The sequence below is a fragment of the Pseudomonas sp. I3-I5 genome (assembly GCF_022699445.1).
Taxonomy (GTDB): domain Bacteria; phylum Pseudomonadota; class Gammaproteobacteria; order Pseudomonadales; family Pseudomonadaceae; genus Aquipseudomonas; species Aquipseudomonas fulva.
This window is the reverse complement of the sequence record NZ_CP093940.1, coordinates 776,157-791,926: the sequence shown is the minus strand read 5'-3', so window position 1 is coordinate 791,926 and position 15,770 is coordinate 776,157. Positions and strand designations below refer to the sequence as shown.

The window sequence follows — 15,770 nt, the reverse complement described above, 5'->3', positions numbered from 1 at the left end:
GTCACAGGATCAGGTCACGCAATTCGTCGGGCATGGCGCCCGGTTGTTGGATAGCTGCGAGGTCGGCTGCCGAAACCGTGTTCCAGGCTTCCTCATCCCACAGCTGGAATTTGTTCAGTTGCCCCACCAGCATCGCCTTCTTGTCCAGCCGGGCGTACTCACGCAAGCGGGGCGGCACCAGGAAGCGACCACTGCCATCAAGCTCAAGGTCGACCGCGTTACCGATCAGCAAGCGCTGCAGGCGGCGGTTTTCCTCACGAAGCGACGGCAAGGCTCGCAACTTGGCTTCAATTTGCTCCCACTCATCGAGCGGGTAGACGCACAAACAGGGATCGACAGCATCGATGGTCACGATCAGCTGCCCGTTGCAACGCGAATCGAGCTCGTCACGATACCGGCTCGGCATGGCGAGACGGCCCTTGGCATCGAGACTGACGGCATTGGCTCCGCGAAACACGGCTGCGATTCCCCACAATATTAGCTTTTTTGTGTCAGAAAACCCACTTCATCCCACTTTCTGCCACTTGCGCACACTATAGGAATCCGCCCGCAGCACCGTCAAGGCACGTTCGGAAGGAAAAGCCTTACATGACCGAGATTTAGCGCGTTAAAGGAATGTGGAAAGACTATCTGGGGAATAAAAAGACTTGAGAAATCAAACGCGCACAACCCGATGCGGGCCGAACTTAAAGTGATTTATCAAGAGTAAGATTTTTTCGGCATTACCAGATGAGATCTGCTATCGATTCAAGCAGGAAGGAAAAGGTGGAGAGTCGATCTGTAAGCCGGGTTTTGTCGAGGACAGTCATTCCTCTACGACGGCCATCACTGGACGCCTCTAGCAACCTACCCGGTTCCGACGCGGGCCACGCCTGATGGAACCCTATTTGGTCTTGCTCCGAGTGGGGTTTACCTAGCCACGGACTGTTGCCAGCCGTGCGGTGCGCTCTTACCGCACCTTTTCACCCTTACCGGCACCGAAGTGCTTAGGCGGTTGTTTTCTGTGGCACTTTCCGTAGGCTCGCGCCTCCCAGGCGTTACCTGGCACTCTGCCCTGCGGAGCCCGGACTTTCCTCCCCCCGCCAGCGACACCGCAATGCGGTGGAACTTAAACGGGCAGCGACTGTCCGATCGACTCTCCGGCGCAAAGAGTACCGGCAGATGCTGCCAAGAACAAGCGTTACCGCCACATATATCAATTAGCCACTACTGCTCTTTCTGCTTTTCCAGCGCAACTTGATACAGCAGGTTCTTGCGTACGCCCGTTATTTCCGACGCCAGCGCCGCGGCCCGCTTGAGCGGAAGCTCGGCCAGCAGCAGGTCAAGTACCCGCTGCGCCTCGGTGCCAATCCCCTGCTCGCCTTCCGGGGCGCTCCAGCCGCCTACCAATACCACGCATTCACCCCGCTGCTGATTGCTGTCGCCGGCCACGAACGCATGCAACTCGGACAAAGGCAGGCCCTTGAGGGTTTCAAACGTTTTGGTGATTTCACGCGCCAGCACCGCTGGGCGATCTGCGCCAAACACTGCCTGCATGTCGTCCAGGCACTCCAGAATGCGATGCGGCGCCTCATAGAAGATCAAGGTACGCGGCTCCTCCTTGACCTGCTCCAGACGGGCGCGGCGCCCCGCTGCCTTGGCCGGCAGGAAACCTTCGAAGATGAAACGATCCGAAGGCAAGCCTGCCGCCGACAGTGCGGCGATCAAGGCACAGGCGCCAGGTACCGGCACCACGGGTACGCCTGCACTGCGAGCCTGCCGGACCAGGTGATAACCCGGATCCGAAATCAACGGGGTGCCTGCGTCAGACACCAGCGCCACATCGTCGCCGGCCAATAGCCGGGTCAGAAAGCGCCCCCCCTCGTCCCGCTCGTTATGTTCGTGACAGGCGGCCAGCGGAGTGTCGATGCCGAAGTGTTGAAGCAGGCGGATCGAATGGCGCGTGTCCTCGGCAGCAATCAGGGACACGCCTGCCAGCACCTTCAGCGCCCTGGCACTCATGTCGTCAAGATTGCCGATAGGTGTTGCCACCACATAAAGCGTTCCCACGGGGGCGGTCGAAGCCCCGGCCACATCAGTCACTGCACGCACCTGCGATTGAAATCAAAGCGGGCATTGTAGCCCGAGCACCCGCAACAGCGCGCAAAGAAGTTGAACGCCGCTGCGCGGCAGCAGGCCTATAGTGATGCTTTCACACGGCGACATCGCGCCCCAGCCAGCGCTTGGGTACAATCGCCAGCCAACTTGATCGAGTAACAGGACAATTACATGATCGCCTGCCTGCGGCTGCTCACAGCCTTCTGTCTCGCTGCCCTGCTGGCAGCTTGCGCCAGTTCGCCCTCATCCAGCCTTGGCGAGCTCCCCCGTACGCCGGATGCCAGCATCGAGCAGTTGCTCGAAAGGGCGACCTCCAGCAAGTCTGCCGAAGATGCCGCACTGCTGCGCCTGAGCGCCGCAGACATGGCCTACCAGCAAAAGGACTTCCCGCGCGCCGCACGCATTCTCGAACAAGTCCAGGTAGAGACGCTCAAGCCAGCCCAGCAGGTATTCGCCGTTACGCTGGCGGCCGAACTTGCCATGAGCCGCAATCAACCCAAGGCGGCCCTGAGCGCATTGCAGCACCCCAGCCTGCAGCACGTGCCCGAATTGCCTGCGCAACAGCAAGTGCGTACCTATTCGGTACACGCCGCCGCCCTGGAGGCCGACGGGCAGGCCATGGCCGCCGCCCAGCAGCGCGTGCTGTTGGCACCGCTGCTCAGCGGGCAAGCTGCCAGCGCCAACCACGATGCCATCTGGTCACTGGTCGCCTCGCTGTCGAACGAGCAACTGCAACAGCCCACCAGCGATCCTGTCCTGGCAGGCTGGTCCAGCCTGGCCCTGACCGTCAAGGGCGCTGGTACCTTGGAACAGCAACAGGCAGCGATCGACGACTGGGTCAAACAGCACCCGGATCATCCTGCCGCGAAACAGTTGCCAACCGCTCTGACCAAGCTCAAGGAGCTGGCTAGCCAGCCTCTGACGCGCATCGCCCTGCTACTTCCCCAGGAAGGCCCATTGGCTGGCGTGGCGCGTGCGCTGCGTGACGGCTTCATGGCTGCCCACTTCCAGGCCCAGCAATCCGGGCAGCCTGCCCCGTCCGTGCAGATGGTCGACAGCTCCCGCCTAGGGTCGCTGGACGACTTCTACCGCCAGGCCCAGGCCGATGGCGTGCAGCTTGTCATTGGCCCGCTGGAAAAACCGCTGGTCAAGCAACTGGCTGCCAAACCGCAGCTTCCGATCACAACCTTGGCACTGAACTACGCCGACGCCGGTCAGAAAGCGCCGCCTCAACTGTTCCAATTTGGCCTTGCCGCCGAGGACGAAGCCCGCGAGGTGTCCCGCAGGGCGCGCGCAGACGGCATGGTCCGTGCCGTTGCCATGGTGCCGAGCGGGGAATGGGGCGACCGTGTACTGGCCGCGTTCCGTCAGGACTGGGAGAGCAACGGCGGCACATTGCTGGCTGCAGAGCGTATTGCCCAGCCCGTGGCACTGGCCCAGCAGATTGCCGACCTGTTCCAGCTGCGCCAAAGCGAAGGTCGCGCCAAGAGCGTGCAAAGCACCGTGGGCGGCAGCATCGCTGCCCAGCCCGCGCGTCGCCAGGACATCGACTTCCTGTTCCTCGCCGCCACCCCACAGCAGGCACAGCAAATCAAGCCGACCCTGAACTTCCAGTACGCAGGTGATGTGCCGGTCTATGCCACCTCCAACCTGTACAGCGCCAGCGGCGATGTGAACCAGTACAACGACATGAACGGCATCCGTTTCTGTGAAACCCCATGGTTGCTCGACAGCAGCAACAGCCTCCGCCAGCAGGTGGTACAGCAATGGCCGCAAGCTGCCGGCAGCCTGGGACGCCTGTATGCCATGGGGGTGGACGCCTACAGCCTGGCCCCGCGCCTCGGGCAGCTCAAGGCCCTGCCTGACAGCCGTATCCAGGGCCTGTCTGGCAACCTGGGCATCAATGCCAGCCAACGTGTTGAGCGTCAGCTGCCGTGGGCAGAGTTTGCCAGTGGCCAGGTCAAGCGCCTCCCCGACACGCCCCGTTGATGCCCCCTGCCTCGCCAAGCCATGCCGGGCAAGCGGCGGAAAACCAGGCCCTTGAGTACCTTCAAGGGCATGGCCTCAAGCTGATTGCCCGCAACTGGCGATGCAAAGGAGGCGAGCTTGATCTGGTCATGCTCGACGCCGATACAGTAGTATTCGTCGAAGTCCGCTATCGGTTGCACGCACGCTTCGGTGGCGCCCTCGGCAGTATCGATCAGCGTAAGCAGAAGCGGCTGGTGCTTGCCGCCAGCCTGTTCCTGCATCAGAAGCCTCAATGGGGCAACTGTCCTTGCCGCTTCGACGTGGTTGCCCTGCAAGGCAGCCATCATGCTGGCAAGCCGCTCGAATGGTTGAAAAACGCCTTCGAATGCTGAACCCACTCCGTTCTTTTTGCTCTATGTTTCGCGGGCTGATTACCGTCGCGTGCCGCGCCGGCCTCCGCCCCATTTAAGGTCACCAGATGGACATGCAATCCCGAATCCGCCGGCTGTTCCAGGCCAGCATCGATACCAAGCAACAGGCAATGGACATCCTGGCACCGCACATCGAGCAGGCCAGCCTGGTCATGGTCAACGCACTGCTCAACGAGGGCAAGATGCTCGCGTGTGGCAATGGCGGCTCGGCCGGCGATGCGCAGCATTTCTCCTCGGAGCTGCTCAACCGCTTCGAGCGCGAACGCCCCAGCCTGCCAGCGATCGCGCTGACCACCGACAGCTCGACCCTGACCTCGATTGCCAACGACTACAGTTACAACGAGGTATTTTCCAAGCAGATCCGCGCCCTGGGCCAACCTGGGGATGTTCTGCTGGCCATCTCTACCAGCGGCAATTCCGCCAACGTCATCCAGGCCATCCAGGCCGCACATGACCGCGAAATGATTGTCGTAGCATTGACCGGCCGCGACGGCGGGGGCATGGCCTCGCTCTTGCTGCCAGAGGACGTCGAGATTCGGGTACCCTCGACGGTGACCGCTCGCATCCAGGAAGTCCACCTGCTGGCGATCCATTGCCTGTGCGATCTGATCGACAGCCAACTGTTCGGGAGTGAAGAATGACCCCTATGCGCATTGGCCTTGTGGCCTTGACCTTGTGCCTGAGCGTCACCGGCTGCAGTTCGGTACTCAACTCTGCTCGTAATTCGCCCATCGAGGATGACCGAGGCACTCGTACCATTGGCAGCAAGATCGACGACTCACTGATCGAGACCAAGGCCTCGGTGAATATCGCCAAGGCCAGCCCAGACCTGGACAAGGGCTCGCACATCGTCGTCAGCAGCTACAACGGCATCGTGCTCTTGGCTGGCCAGACACCACGCGCCGAACTCAAGAGCCTTGCCGAACAGACGGCCAGCCAGGTCCAGCGCGTCAAGAAGGTGCATAACGAACTGCAGGTCATGCAGCCCTCCTCCATCCTGGCACGCAACAACGACGCGTGGTTGACCACCAAGATCAAGACCCAGATGCTGACCGATACAGCAGTACCCAGCTCGCGGATCAAAGTGATCACCGAGAATGGCATCGTGTACTTGTTGGGCCTCGTCACCCAGCAGGAGGCCAATGCCGCCACTGCCGTCGTGCAGAGCGTGTCTGGCGTGCAGAAGATCGTGAAACTGTTCGAGTACATCGACTGAACACGTGAGCCCGCAGGCAGCGCGGACCAGCGCGCACCTCGTCTATTGCCCAGGCTAAAAAGGCGATCCTTGCGGATCGCCTTTTTTTATTTCACCACTTTCAAACTTGGCCGCCCGCTTGGGCGCGGAGGCTGCCCGCCGCCTTCTGGCGGCCCATCATCATCAGGCTGCTCCTGATCGTCCTCGATCTCGTCGTCCTCCATCATCGAAGACTCCAACTCGAAGACCATGCCCTGTCCATTCTCGCGGGCATAGATACCCAGCACCGCGCCAATGGGCACGAACAATGAATGGGGCACACCGCCAAAACGGCCTTCGAAGCTGACGGCGTCATTGTCCATGTGCAAACTGCGCACAGCGCTTGGCGACACATTCAGGACGATCTGGCCATCACTGGCGAAACCGTCCGGCACCTGTACTTTCGGGTACTCGGCATTGACCAACATATGGGGTGTGCAATCGTTGTCGACGATCCACTCGTACAGTGCTCGAACCAGATAGGGGCGACTGGAGTTCATCAACAGCTCCTCAAAGCGTGCGCATTTCGCGTTCAACGGACGACAGGCTTGCCTGGAGTGATTCCCGGGCGAACTGTCGCTCCATGTAATCCAGCAGCGGCTTGGCTTGCCGCGGCAATTCGATACCCATCATCGGCAGACGCCAGAGTATGGGCAGTAGACAGCAATCGACCAGGCTTTGCTCATCGCTCATGAAACAGGCGAACTCGGCAAACAGCGGCGAGACACCGGTCAGGCTTTCGCGCAGTGCCTTGCGAGCCTCTGCACGGGCAGCCTCGCGGGTGCGTGGGTCGAGAATCTGATCGGCCAGGCTGCACCAGTCTCGCTGGATACGGTGCATCAGCAACCGGCTATTGCCACGCCCGACCGGATAGACCGGCATCAGCGGAGGGTGCGGATAGCGCTCCTCCAGGTATTCCATGATCACGGTCGACTCGTACAGAACCAAATCCCGATCCACCAAGGTCGGCACGCTGCCATACGGGTTCAGTTCGGCGAGCCGCGGCGGGATCTTGCCGGTATCGACGTCGATGATGTGCGCGTCAACGGCCTTTTCGGCCAACACAAGGCGAACCCGATGCGAGTATTGATCGGCAGGGTCGGAATAGCAGGCTAACCCATTGGTTACGCCCATGTAGCGCCTCCTCTCGAGGGATGCTTGTAAAAACTGTAAATGAAAACGCGCCTGTGGCGCACTGGCATAACTGCCAGTGCGCCACAGGCGCGTTCAACAACCAGAGGTTACTGCGTGATCAGTGCACGTCCTTCCAGTATTCACGCTTGAGCAAATAGGCGAATACGAAGAAGAAAGCCAGGTACAGCAATACGTAAGTACCAATGCGCTGACTTTCCAGTTTGACCGGGTTGGCCGAATAGGCCAGGAAGGTCACCAGGTTCTTGACCTTCTCGTCGAACTGCTCGGTGGTCAGGGTACCGGAATTCGGCGTAATGGTCAGCTGATCGCAGGCTTCATGGGTCAACGGCGTGCCGGTCAATGGGTCAAATTGTTTTTTGCCATCCACCACCGTCTGCACCTGCTTGCAGCCGATCACCTGGTTTCCCTGCAGGCCAACCAGCACGTTCGGCATGCCGACGTTGGGGAAGACCTTGTTGTTCACGCCGTAGGGCCGCGATGGGTCCTCGTAGAAACTGCGCAGGTAGCTGTACAGCCAGTCGGCACCCCTGACCCGCGCCACCAGGGTAAGGTCGGGCGGCGCGGCACCGAACCAGGTCTTGGCATCGCTGGGCTTCATGCCAATCTGCATGTGGTCGCCAATCTTTGCCCCGGTGAACACCAGGTTCTCAAGCATCACATCGTGGGGTATGCCCAGGTCATCGGCCACACGCTCATAGCGCTGAAACTTGGCACTGTGGCAACCCATGCAGTAGTTGGCGAACGTGCGCGCACCGTCCTGCATCGCCGCCTTGTCGCTCAGGTCGATATCGACCTTGTCCAGTTCCACGCCATGCTCTGCAGCAAGGGTGAATGCAGGCATCACTGCCAGGAGAATTACAGCAATCAACTTTTTCATCAGCCAGTCACCCTTTCCGGAACCGGTTTGGTCTTCTCGAGCCTTGTGTAGAACGGCATCAGCAGGAAGTAGGCGAAGTACAGGAACGTGCACACCTGCGACAGCAAGGTACGCCCAGGCGTCGGCGCCAGTACCCCCAGCACGCCGAGGACGATGAAGGCGACGCAGAACACCAGCAGGAAGAGTTTGCTTATCCAGCCCTTGTAGCGCATGGAGCGAACGGGGCTGCGGTCCAGCCAGGGCAGCACGAACAGCACGGCAATGGCAGCGCCCATGGCGATCACGCCCATCAGTTTGTCCGGTACGGCGCGCAAGATGGCGTAGAACGGCGTGAAGTACCACACCGGCGCGATGTGCTCAGGGGTCTTGAAGGCGTTGGCCTGTTCGAAGTTGGGTTTTTCCAGGAAGTATCCGCCCATTTCCGGGAAGAAGAACACCACGGCGCAGAACACGAACAGGAACACGACCACCCCGACGATATCCTTGACGGTGTAGTACGGGTGGAACGGAATGCCGTCCAGCGGGATACCGTTTTCGTCCTTGTGCTTCTTGATGTCGATGCCGTCAGGGTTGTTCGAGCCGACTTCGTGCAAGGCCAGGATGTGCAGCACCACCAGGCCCAGAATGACGATCGGCAAGGCCACCACGTGCAGGGCGAAGAAGCGATTGAGCGTGATGCCCGAAATCAGGTAGTCGCCGCGAATCCACTGGGTGATGTCATCGCCGATGACGGGAATGGCCCCGAACAGGGAGATGATCACCTGTGCGCCCCAATACGACATCTGCCCCCATGGCAGCAGGTAGCCCATGAACGCCTCAGCCATCAGCGCCAGGTAGATCAGCATACCAAACAGCCATACCAGCTCCCGGGGCTTTTGGTAGGAGCCATACAGCAAGCCGCGGAACATGTGGAGGTAGACGACGATGAAGAAGGCCGACGCACCCGTCGAATGCAAGTAGCGCAGTATCCAGCCGTACTCCACGTCACGCATGATGTATTCGACCGAGGCGAATGCCTCTTCGGCCGAAGGCGTGAAACTCATCGTCAGCCAGACCCCGGTGACGATCTGATTGACCAGCACCAGCAAGGCCAGAGAGCCGAAGAAGTACAGGAAATTGAAGTTCTTGGGCGCGTAGTACTTGCTGAGGTGGTCTTCCCACATCTTGGTGGCAGGGAAACGCGCGTCGATCCAGTCCATGAACTTGCTCATCATGCGTTCTCCTGGTCGATACCGATGACGATGATTTCGTCGGACTCGTAGGCATGCGGCGGCACCGGCAGGTTCAGCGGTGCCGGCTGCGACTTGTACACTCGCCCCGCCATGTCGTAGTGGGAACCATGGCAGGGGCAGAAATAACCTCCGACCCATTTGGGTCCGAGGTCGACAGGGGCCACTTCAGGGCGGAACGTCGGCGAGCAACCCAGGTGCGTGCACAGACCAACCAGCACGAGGATCTCCGGCTTGATGGAGCGTACCTGCGGATCGACGTAGGTCGGCTGGTCCGATGCCTGGGAATCGGGGTCTGACAGTTCGCCGGTGATTTTCTTGAGATTGCCGAGGATCTCAGCCGTTCGCCGCACGATGAATACAGGCTGCCCTCGCCATTCTGCAACCATCTGCTGCCCTGGCTCGACCTTGGCGATGTTGACCTTTACCGGGGCACCTGCAGCTTTCGCCTTGGCACTGGGGAACCATGACCCCACGAACGGTACCGCAGCCCCCACTGCTCCCGCTGCCCCGACCACGGATGTCGCGGCTACGAGGAAGCGGCGCCGGCCTGCGTTGACGCCGTCATTGCTCATTCAGTCCTCTCCCATCAGCTTGCTTGGCCTGTTGAACCAGGCTCGTACCTAGGTTGTGTCAGTGGCGCTAAAAATTGGTCGCCATGGTAAGTAACAAAACCACACACTGACAAGGTGATTACCGGGCTGCACGGCCACTACCCACGCTTTGCTTGATCTACGTCTATGGGAAAGACGCTCACCGCCGAGCGGGTGAATTATTCAAGGCAAAAAAAAGCCCGGTTCCAAGGAACCGGGCTTTTTTCGACTGCCGAAGCGGTATTAACGCTTGGAGTACTGAGGACGCTTACGCGCTTTACGCAGACCCACTTTCTTACGCTCGACTTCACGAGCGTCGCGGGTGACGTAGCCAGCACGACGCAGTGCGCCACGCAGGGTTTCGTCGTATTCCATCAGAGCGCGGGTGATACCGTGACGGATCGCACCGGCCTGACCGCTGACACCACCACCGGAAACGGTGACGTAGATGTCGAATTTCTCAACGCTTTCGGTCAGCTCGAGCGGCTGGCGAACAACCATGCGAGCGGTTTCGCGACCGAAGAACACGTCCAGAGAACGGTTGTTGATGGAGATGTTACCAGTACCCGGACGCAGGAATACGCGAGCGGTTGCGGTCTTGCGACGGCCAGTGCCGTAATTTTGAGTCGCCGACATAATGAACTATCCCGTTAGATCTTCAGTTCTTGAGGCTGCTGAGCAGTGTGTGGGTGAGCAGCACCCGCGTACACTTTCAGCTTACGGTACATGTCGCGACCCAGCGGGTTCTTCGGCAGCATGCCTTTGACCGCAGTCTCGATAACACGCTCAGGGGCCTTGGCGATCAACTTCTCGAAGTTGATTTCCTTGATACCACCTGGGAAACCGGAGTGGGAGTAGTACATTTTGTCGGAAGACTTGGCACCCGTCACACGAACCTGCTCGGCGTTGATGACGACGATGTAGTCGCCGGTATCAACGTGAGGGGTGTATTCTGGCTTGTGTTTGCCACGCAGACGGCTAGCGATTTCGGTAGCCAGACGACCCAGGGTCTGGCCAGCGGCGTCGACTACGAACCACTCGCGCTTTACTGTTTCCGGTTTAGCAGTAAAAGTTTTCATTCTCTAAAGCCTCAGAGGCCGCCCAGCGAAAAATAGACGGCGAATCTTACTGGATAGTGCACAGCTTGCCAAGGGCAAGCGCGCAGCCGAACGCTGACGCTTTTGGGGGCTCGGGTCAGGCACGCCAATGTTCGACGGGGTTCTTCCTGCGTGATGGTGCATCACTTCCGCCACGCGGAGAGGGGCTGAATTATCCAGATTGCGGGAAAAATATCAACCTGCTTTGATGAATGACCATAGCCAAGGAGCAAGCAACCGATGGACTACCGTCAGCTGGGTCGCACCGACCTCGAAGTCAGCGCGCTGTGTCTGGGCACCATGACCTGGGGCGAACAGAACGATCAGACCCAGGCATTCGAACAGATTGGCCGGGCCAAGGCCGCAGGCATCAACTTCATCGACACTGCCGAGATGTACCCGGTACCCCCGCGCCCGGAAACCTATGCCGCCACCGAGCGCATCATCGGCAACTGGTTCGCCCGCCAGGGCGATCGGGACGACTGGGTACTGGCCAGCAAGGTGGCCGGCCCCGGCAATGGCATCAGCCATATCCGCGACGGTCAACTCAGGCACAACCGGCAACACATTGTCGCGGCACTGGAAGAGAGCCTGCGGCGCCTGCAGACCGATCGCATCGATCTCTACCAGCTGCACTGGCCTGAGCGCAGCACCAACTTCTTCGGCAAGCTGGGCTACCAGCACCTGCCGCAGGACCATTTCACCCCACTGGAAGAAACCCTGGAGGTGCTCGACGAGCAGGTGCGCGCGGGCAAGATCCGCCACATCGGGCTGTCCAACGAAACCCCCTGGGGCACCATGAAATTCCTGCAGTTGGCCGAAACCCGTGGCTGGCCTCGGGCCGTCTCCATCCAGAACCCCTACAACCTGCTCAACCGCAGCTTCGAGGTGGGGCTTGCCGAAATCGCCATTCGCGAGCAGTGCGGCCTGCTGGCCTACTCGCCCCTGGCCTTTGGCATGCTCTCGGGCAAATACGACGGCGGCGCCCGCCCGGAGAAGGCGCGTCTGACCCTGTTCAGCCGCTTTGCGCGCTATTCCAACCCACAGACAGTGGCCGCTTGCGAGCGTTATGTACAGCTGGCCCGGGAACACGGTGTCGATCCGGCGCAGATGGCGTTGGCCTTCGTTACCCGTCAACCGTTCGTGACCAGTAACATCATCGGTGCCACCAGCCTCGAGCAACTGGACAGCAACCTGGCCAGCCTCGAACTCAGCCTCGATGACGAACTGCTGGCAGCCATCGAGGCCATCCACCAGGATCAACCCAACCCCGCGCCCTGAGCACGCACCCAACGCCGCTTGCTTCTCGGGTTTACCCGCGAAGCGGGCGGCGCTGTCTACCAGGCTAGACATGACCCGTAAAAAATAAGACGATCCAGCCAGTGATTGACCACTCCATCCTATAAGAACAATGACAATGATGTTTACCCAACCCTCCGCGTCGTTGCGGCGCGTCAGCATCCTGGCCATTGACAAGGTATTCGCTTCGACCTTGATGCAGGCCAAGGACTTCTTTCACCTGGCCAGCTTGCGCTACGGCAAGCAGCTTGGCCTGGGCTTGCAACCCATGTTCGAGATCCACCTGGTCAGCCCTGACGGGCTGCCGGTAGAGAGCTTCAGCAACGTGCAGCTGCCGGTGGACGGCGGCCTGGATGATGCCGATGTGATCATCCTTCCGGCGTTCTGGGACGATTTTGACAACCTGTTGCAACGTTATCCGCAGGTGCTGCCCTGGCTGCAGGCACAGCATGCGCGGGGCGCCGTGCTGTGTGCAGAGGCCAGCGGCGTGTTCTGGCTGGCCGAGTCAGGCCTGCTCGACGGCAAGGAAGCGACCACGTACTGGCGTTTCTTCGACAGTTTTGCCGAGCGCTTCCCACACGTACGCCTGACCCAGGACAAACACCTGACCGATGCGGACAATCTGTACTGCGCTGGCGGCACCACGTCAGCCTGCGATCTGTACATCTACCTGATCGAGCGCTTCTGCGGGGCCAATGTGGCGCGGGCCGTGTCGCGCGACATCCTGTACGAGGTGCAGCGCAACTACACGCCGGGACGCATGGGCTTTGGCGGCCAGAAGCTGCACCAGGACCTGATCATCCTGCAGATTCAGCACTGGCTGGAAGAGCATTTCGCCGACAAGTTTCGCTTCGAGGACGTAGCCCGCAACCACGGCATGAGCATTCGCAATTTCATGCGCCGTTTCCAGGGCGCAACCGGGGACAAGCCGCTGCATTACCTGCAACGCTTGCGCATCGAGACGGCCAAGGGGCTGTTGTCGAGCACGCGCAAGAGCATCAAGACCATCAGTTACGAGGTGGGCTATGACGATGCCAGCTTCTTCGCCCGGCTGTTTCGCCAGCACACCGACCTGTCACCGAATCAGTATCGCCAGCAGTTCATGCAAGAGGCCTGAGCGCAATCGGGCTGCCTTGCAGCCCATCGCCGGCAGTTAGGCGATGGGCTGCAAGGCAGCCCCAGGTTTTCAAGGCTTGTGCGCGCGGGACAGGAATTCATGAGACTGCATTTCCAGCAGTCGGCTCAGCGTGCGCTGAAACTCGAAGCTCAAGCGCCCACCGGTGTACAGGTCCTTGAGTTCCACTTCGGCCGAGATGATCAGCTTGACGTTACGGTCATAGAACTCGTCGACCATGTTGATGAAGCGACGCGCGATGTCATCGCTTGCCACGCCCATTTGCTCGACGTTGCTCAGCAGGACCGCATGGAAGATCTTGCCCAGTTCGATGTAGTCGTTCTGGCTTCGCGGCCCATCGCACAAGGCGCGGAAGTCGAACCAGGCCACATCGTCGCAGGTGCGCAGCGCATGAATGGGACGGTTCTCGATCATCAGCACGTCGTTCTCGACCGCTGCCGTGCACTCGGGCGTCAGCGCCTTGAAGCTGGCACGCATGCTCTGCTGCGCCGCCTCGTCGAGCGGGTAATGGAACAGTTCGGCCTGCTCCAGGTGGCGCAGGCGATAATCGACACCGCTGTCGACGTTCACTACATCGGTGTACTGCTTGATCATGGCGATGGCCGGCAGGAAGCGCGCACGCTGCAGGCCATCCTTGTAGAGGCCGTCCGGCACGATGTTGGAAGTGGCCACCAGGGAAACGCCGTTCTTGAACAGCTCCTCCATCAAGGTGCCCAGGATCATGGCGTCGGTGATGTCCGAGACGAAGAACTCGTCGAAGCAGATCACCTTGGCCTCATCGCTGAAGCGCTTGGCAATGATGGTCAGGGGATTCTTCTCGCCCTTTAGGGTTTTCATCTCCTCGTGGACACGCTTCATGAAGCGGTGGAAGTGCGTGCGCATCTTCTGCTTGAACGGCAGCGCTTCGAAGAAGGTGTCGACCAGGTAGGTCTTGCCTCGCCCTACCCCGCCCCAGAAGTACAGGCCCTTGACCGGGGTCTGCTCCTTCTTGCCGAACAACTTGCCGAATACACCCGGCTTGTTGTTCTGGGCCTGCACCAGGTCGTCGTACAGGCGCTGCAGGTGACGCACCGCAGTTTCCTGCGCCGCGTCATGAAAGAAATCGGGACGTTTCAGATCTGCTTGATAGCGTTCTAGGGGAGTCATGATTCGTTAGCGAGGCAACAAAAAACGGGCCGTCACTGTAGCGAGCGGCCCGCCTAATGGCAATGCGACTTGCGTCAATATGCCTCATACCGGCACCAGAGACCCGATGAGGCTACCCTGATCACAGTACCAGTGGGCGGATACCTCCCGCCCGTCGGTCAGTCCTGTTGAGGCTCCAGCGCTGCGCGAAGACGCTCGATGGCAGCATCACGGGCTTGTTCGCTGTCGAACGGCGCACCGTCGGCAACCGGCTGATCCTTGAGCCACACAGCAAAGCCCAATCCCTCAACGCGGATATCCACCCCGTCGCCTTGTTGCAACTGCTTGCTCACGGCACCTGCGCTTTTGCCATCGGCAAAGCTGCGCGACAACAGCAGTTGCTCGCCATCGGCAGCCAACAGGCGGAAGCGGAAGCTCCCGTCTTCGTCGCGGAAGCTGACGAAGCGCGCGCTCTTGGCGACCTTCTTCTTGACGTTCGCCGTGGCCTGTACGCTGCTGCGGAACGAGCGCAGGCCAACGGCTTCGCGCAATTGCTCCAGAAACGGCGTGGCGATGGCGCGCGCCTTGGCCGCGCCTGCCAGGAGGATATCCTCCAGGTCCGCAGGCCGCGCGATCAGCTGATGGTAATACTCGCGTTTTTCGGCCAGCTGGCCGTCGAGCAACTGGAACAGTCGCTGCTTGGCTTCGCCCCAACCCAGGCCCTGCTCCAGCTCGGCTCGGAACTCGGCGCACTGCTCAGGTGTGGAGAAGGCCTGGAACAGCGTGAACAGGTGCGCGTCGTCCGGGTTCTTGGCTTCACCCGGCGCGCGCGAGTCCGTGACGATGCGCGAAATGGCATCCTTCATGTCCTTGGCGCTGGTGAACAACGGGATGGTGTTGTCATAGCTCTTGGACATCTTGCGCCCATCCAGGCCGGGCAAGGTGGCCACGCTTTCCTCGATGACCGCCTCCGGCAGTGCGAAGAACTCATTGCCCTGGCCGAACAGGTGGTTGAAGCGCTGGCCGATATCGCGGGCCATTTCCACGTGCTGGATCTGGTCACGACCAACCGGCACCTTGTTGGCGTTGAACATCAGGATGTCCGCCGCCATCAGCACCGGGTAGCTGAACAGGCCCATGGTGACGCCGGCATCCGGGTCTTCGCCGTTTTCGACGTTCTTGTCCACCGATGCCTTGTAGGCATGGGCGCGGTTGAGCAAGCCCTTGGCCGCCACGCAGGTCAGCAGCCAGGTCAGCTCGGGGATTTCCGGAATGTCGGACTGGCGGTAGAAGGTCACCTTGTCCGGATCCAGGCCACCGGCGAGCCAGGTGGCGGCGATTTCCAGACGCGAGCGCTGGATGCGCAGCGGATCGTCGCACTTGATCAGGGCGTGGTAGTCGGCCAGGAAGTAGAACGAGTCCACGCCAGGCTGCTGGCTGGCTCGGATGGCCGGGCGGATGGCACCGGCGTAGTTGCCCAGGTGCGGAGTGCCGGTGGTCGTGATACCGGTAAGGATACGCGTGGTCATG

General features: G+C 60.4%; 17 protein-coding genes and 1 other RNA gene. 6 read left to right on the top strand and 12 right to left on the bottom strand.

Features of this window, described 5'->3' with window-relative positions; translation table 11 throughout:
• Window position 1 precedes the first annotated feature (1 nt).
• The 3 genes from mraZ to rsmI all read right to left on the bottom strand — a co-directional run bounded on the left by mraZ (window position 2) and on the right by rsmI (window position 2,001).
• Complete coding sequence (mraZ, locus tag MOP87_RS03505; RefSeq protein ID WP_023534344.1) at window positions 2-457, bottom strand: division/cell wall cluster transcriptional repressor MraZ; 456 nt, start codon at window positions 455-457, stop codon at window positions 2-4.
• A 308-nt stretch (window positions 458-765) separates the two neighbouring features.
• An RNA gene (rnpB, locus tag MOP87_RS03500) (RNase P RNA component class A) lies at window positions 766-1,139 on the bottom strand.
• 67 nt (window positions 1,140-1,206) lie between these two features.
• Window positions 1,207-2,001 (bottom strand): 16S rRNA (cytidine(1402)-2'-O)-methyltransferase, encoded by a 795-nt coding sequence (gene rsmI, locus MOP87_RS03495; protein WP_219857988.1) that lies wholly within the window; start codon window positions 1,999-2,001, stop codon window positions 1,207-1,209.
• Between the two features lie 267 nt (window positions 2,002-2,268).
• On the opposite strand from rsmI, the gene MOP87_RS03490 reads away from it, so the two are divergent.
• The 4 genes from MOP87_RS03490 (at window position 2,269) to MOP87_RS03475 (ending at window position 5,712) form a co-directional block, all read left to right on the top strand.
• Complete coding sequence (locus tag MOP87_RS03490; RefSeq protein WP_110607138.1) at window positions 2,269-4,086, top strand: penicillin-binding protein activator; 1,818 nt, start codon at window positions 2,269-2,271, stop codon at window positions 4,084-4,086.
• Window positions 4,086-4,457 carry a YraN family protein gene (locus MOP87_RS03485; protein WP_027914475.1) on the top strand — a complete coding sequence of 124 codons (372 nt, stop codon included), beginning with the start codon at window positions 4,086-4,088 and terminating at the stop codon, window positions 4,455-4,457. The genes MOP87_RS03490 and MOP87_RS03485 overlap by 1 nt, the downstream gene beginning before the upstream one ends.
• 86 nt (window positions 4,458-4,543) lie before the next feature.
• Window positions 4,544-5,137: a phosphoheptose isomerase gene (locus MOP87_RS03480; RefSeq protein ID WP_012274070.1), complete on the top strand. Its 594-nt coding sequence runs from the start codon at window positions 4,544-4,546 to the stop codon at window positions 5,135-5,137.
• Entirely contained in the window at window positions 5,134-5,712 is a 579-nt protein-coding gene (locus tag MOP87_RS03475) for a BON domain-containing protein (RefSeq protein WP_027914474.1), read from the top strand. Before MOP87_RS03480 ends, MOP87_RS03475 begins: the two co-directional genes overlap by 4 nt.
• Before the next feature lie 86 nt (window positions 5,713-5,798).
• On the opposite strand, the gene MOP87_RS03470 is transcribed toward MOP87_RS03475, so the two are convergent.
• The 7 genes from MOP87_RS03470 to rplM form a co-directional block, all read right to left on the bottom strand.
• Window positions 5,799-6,230: a ClpXP protease specificity-enhancing factor gene (locus tag MOP87_RS03470; RefSeq protein ID WP_027914473.1), complete on the bottom strand. Its 432-nt coding sequence runs from the start codon at window positions 6,228-6,230 to the stop codon at window positions 5,799-5,801.
• A 10-nt stretch (window positions 6,231-6,240) separates the two neighbouring features.
• Window positions 6,241-6,864 carry a glutathione S-transferase N-terminal domain-containing protein gene (locus MOP87_RS03465; protein ID WP_242810132.1) on the bottom strand — a complete coding sequence of 208 codons (624 nt, stop codon included), beginning with the start codon at window positions 6,862-6,864 and terminating at the stop codon, window positions 6,241-6,243.
• Between the two features lie 118 nt (window positions 6,865-6,982).
• A complete protein-coding gene (locus tag MOP87_RS03460) occupies window positions 6,983-7,762 on the bottom strand; it encodes a cytochrome c1 (protein WP_027914471.1) in 780 nt (259 codons plus the stop codon).
• Window positions 7,762-8,973, bottom strand: coding sequence for a cytochrome bc complex cytochrome b subunit (locus MOP87_RS03455; protein ID WP_028687198.1), 1,212 nt, complete (start codon window positions 8,971-8,973; stop codon window positions 7,762-7,764). Before MOP87_RS03455 ends, MOP87_RS03460 begins: the two co-directional genes overlap by 1 nt.
• Window positions 8,973-9,566 carry a ubiquinol-cytochrome c reductase iron-sulfur subunit gene (petA, locus tag MOP87_RS03450; RefSeq protein ID WP_023534417.1) on the bottom strand — a complete coding sequence of 198 codons (594 nt, stop codon included), beginning with the start codon at window positions 9,564-9,566 and terminating at the stop codon, window positions 8,973-8,975. The genes MOP87_RS03455 and petA overlap by 1 nt, the downstream gene beginning before the upstream one ends.
• 261 nt (window positions 9,567-9,827) lie before the next feature.
• Window positions 9,828-10,220: a 30S ribosomal protein S9 gene (gene rpsI, locus MOP87_RS03445; protein WP_003251821.1), complete on the bottom strand. Its 393-nt coding sequence runs from the start codon at window positions 10,218-10,220 to the stop codon at window positions 9,828-9,830.
• Window positions 10,221-10,234: 14 nt separating this feature from the next.
• Complete coding sequence (gene rplM / locus MOP87_RS03440; protein WP_003260798.1) at window positions 10,235-10,663, bottom strand: 50S ribosomal protein L13; 429 nt, start codon at window positions 10,661-10,663, stop codon at window positions 10,235-10,237.
• Window positions 10,664-10,921: 258 nt separating this feature from the next.
• Between rplM and MOP87_RS03435 the strand changes: the two genes are divergently transcribed.
• Together MOP87_RS03435 and MOP87_RS03430 are read left to right on the top strand one after the other, a co-directional pair.
• The gene (locus MOP87_RS03435) at window positions 10,922-11,962 is read left to right on the top strand and encodes an NADP(H)-dependent aldo-keto reductase (protein WP_028687197.1); all 1,041 of its coding nucleotides are present in this window, start codon (window positions 10,922-10,924) and stop codon (window positions 11,960-11,962) included.
• Window positions 11,963-12,200: 238 nt separating this feature from the next.
• The gene (locus MOP87_RS03430) at window positions 12,201-13,097 is read left to right on the top strand and encodes a GlxA family transcriptional regulator (RefSeq protein ID WP_162832347.1); all 897 of its coding nucleotides are present in this window, start codon (window positions 12,201-12,203) and stop codon (window positions 13,095-13,097) included.
• A 69-nt stretch (window positions 13,098-13,166) separates the two neighbouring features.
• Here the strand turns inward: MOP87_RS03430 and zapE are convergent, their stop codons facing one another.
• Both zapE and MOP87_RS03420 read right to left on the bottom strand, forming a co-directional pair.
• Window positions 13,167-14,261: a cell division protein ZapE gene (zapE, locus tag MOP87_RS03425; protein ID WP_027914467.1), complete on the bottom strand. Its 1,095-nt coding sequence runs from the start codon at window positions 14,259-14,261 to the stop codon at window positions 13,167-13,169.
• A gap of 158 nt (window positions 14,262-14,419) precedes the next feature.
• Window positions 14,420-15,769 carry a tryptophan--tRNA ligase gene (locus MOP87_RS03420; protein ID WP_242810131.1) on the bottom strand — a complete coding sequence of 450 codons (1,350 nt, stop codon included), beginning with the start codon at window positions 15,767-15,769 and terminating at the stop codon, window positions 14,420-14,422.
• Window position 15,770: the final 1 nt, after the last annotated feature.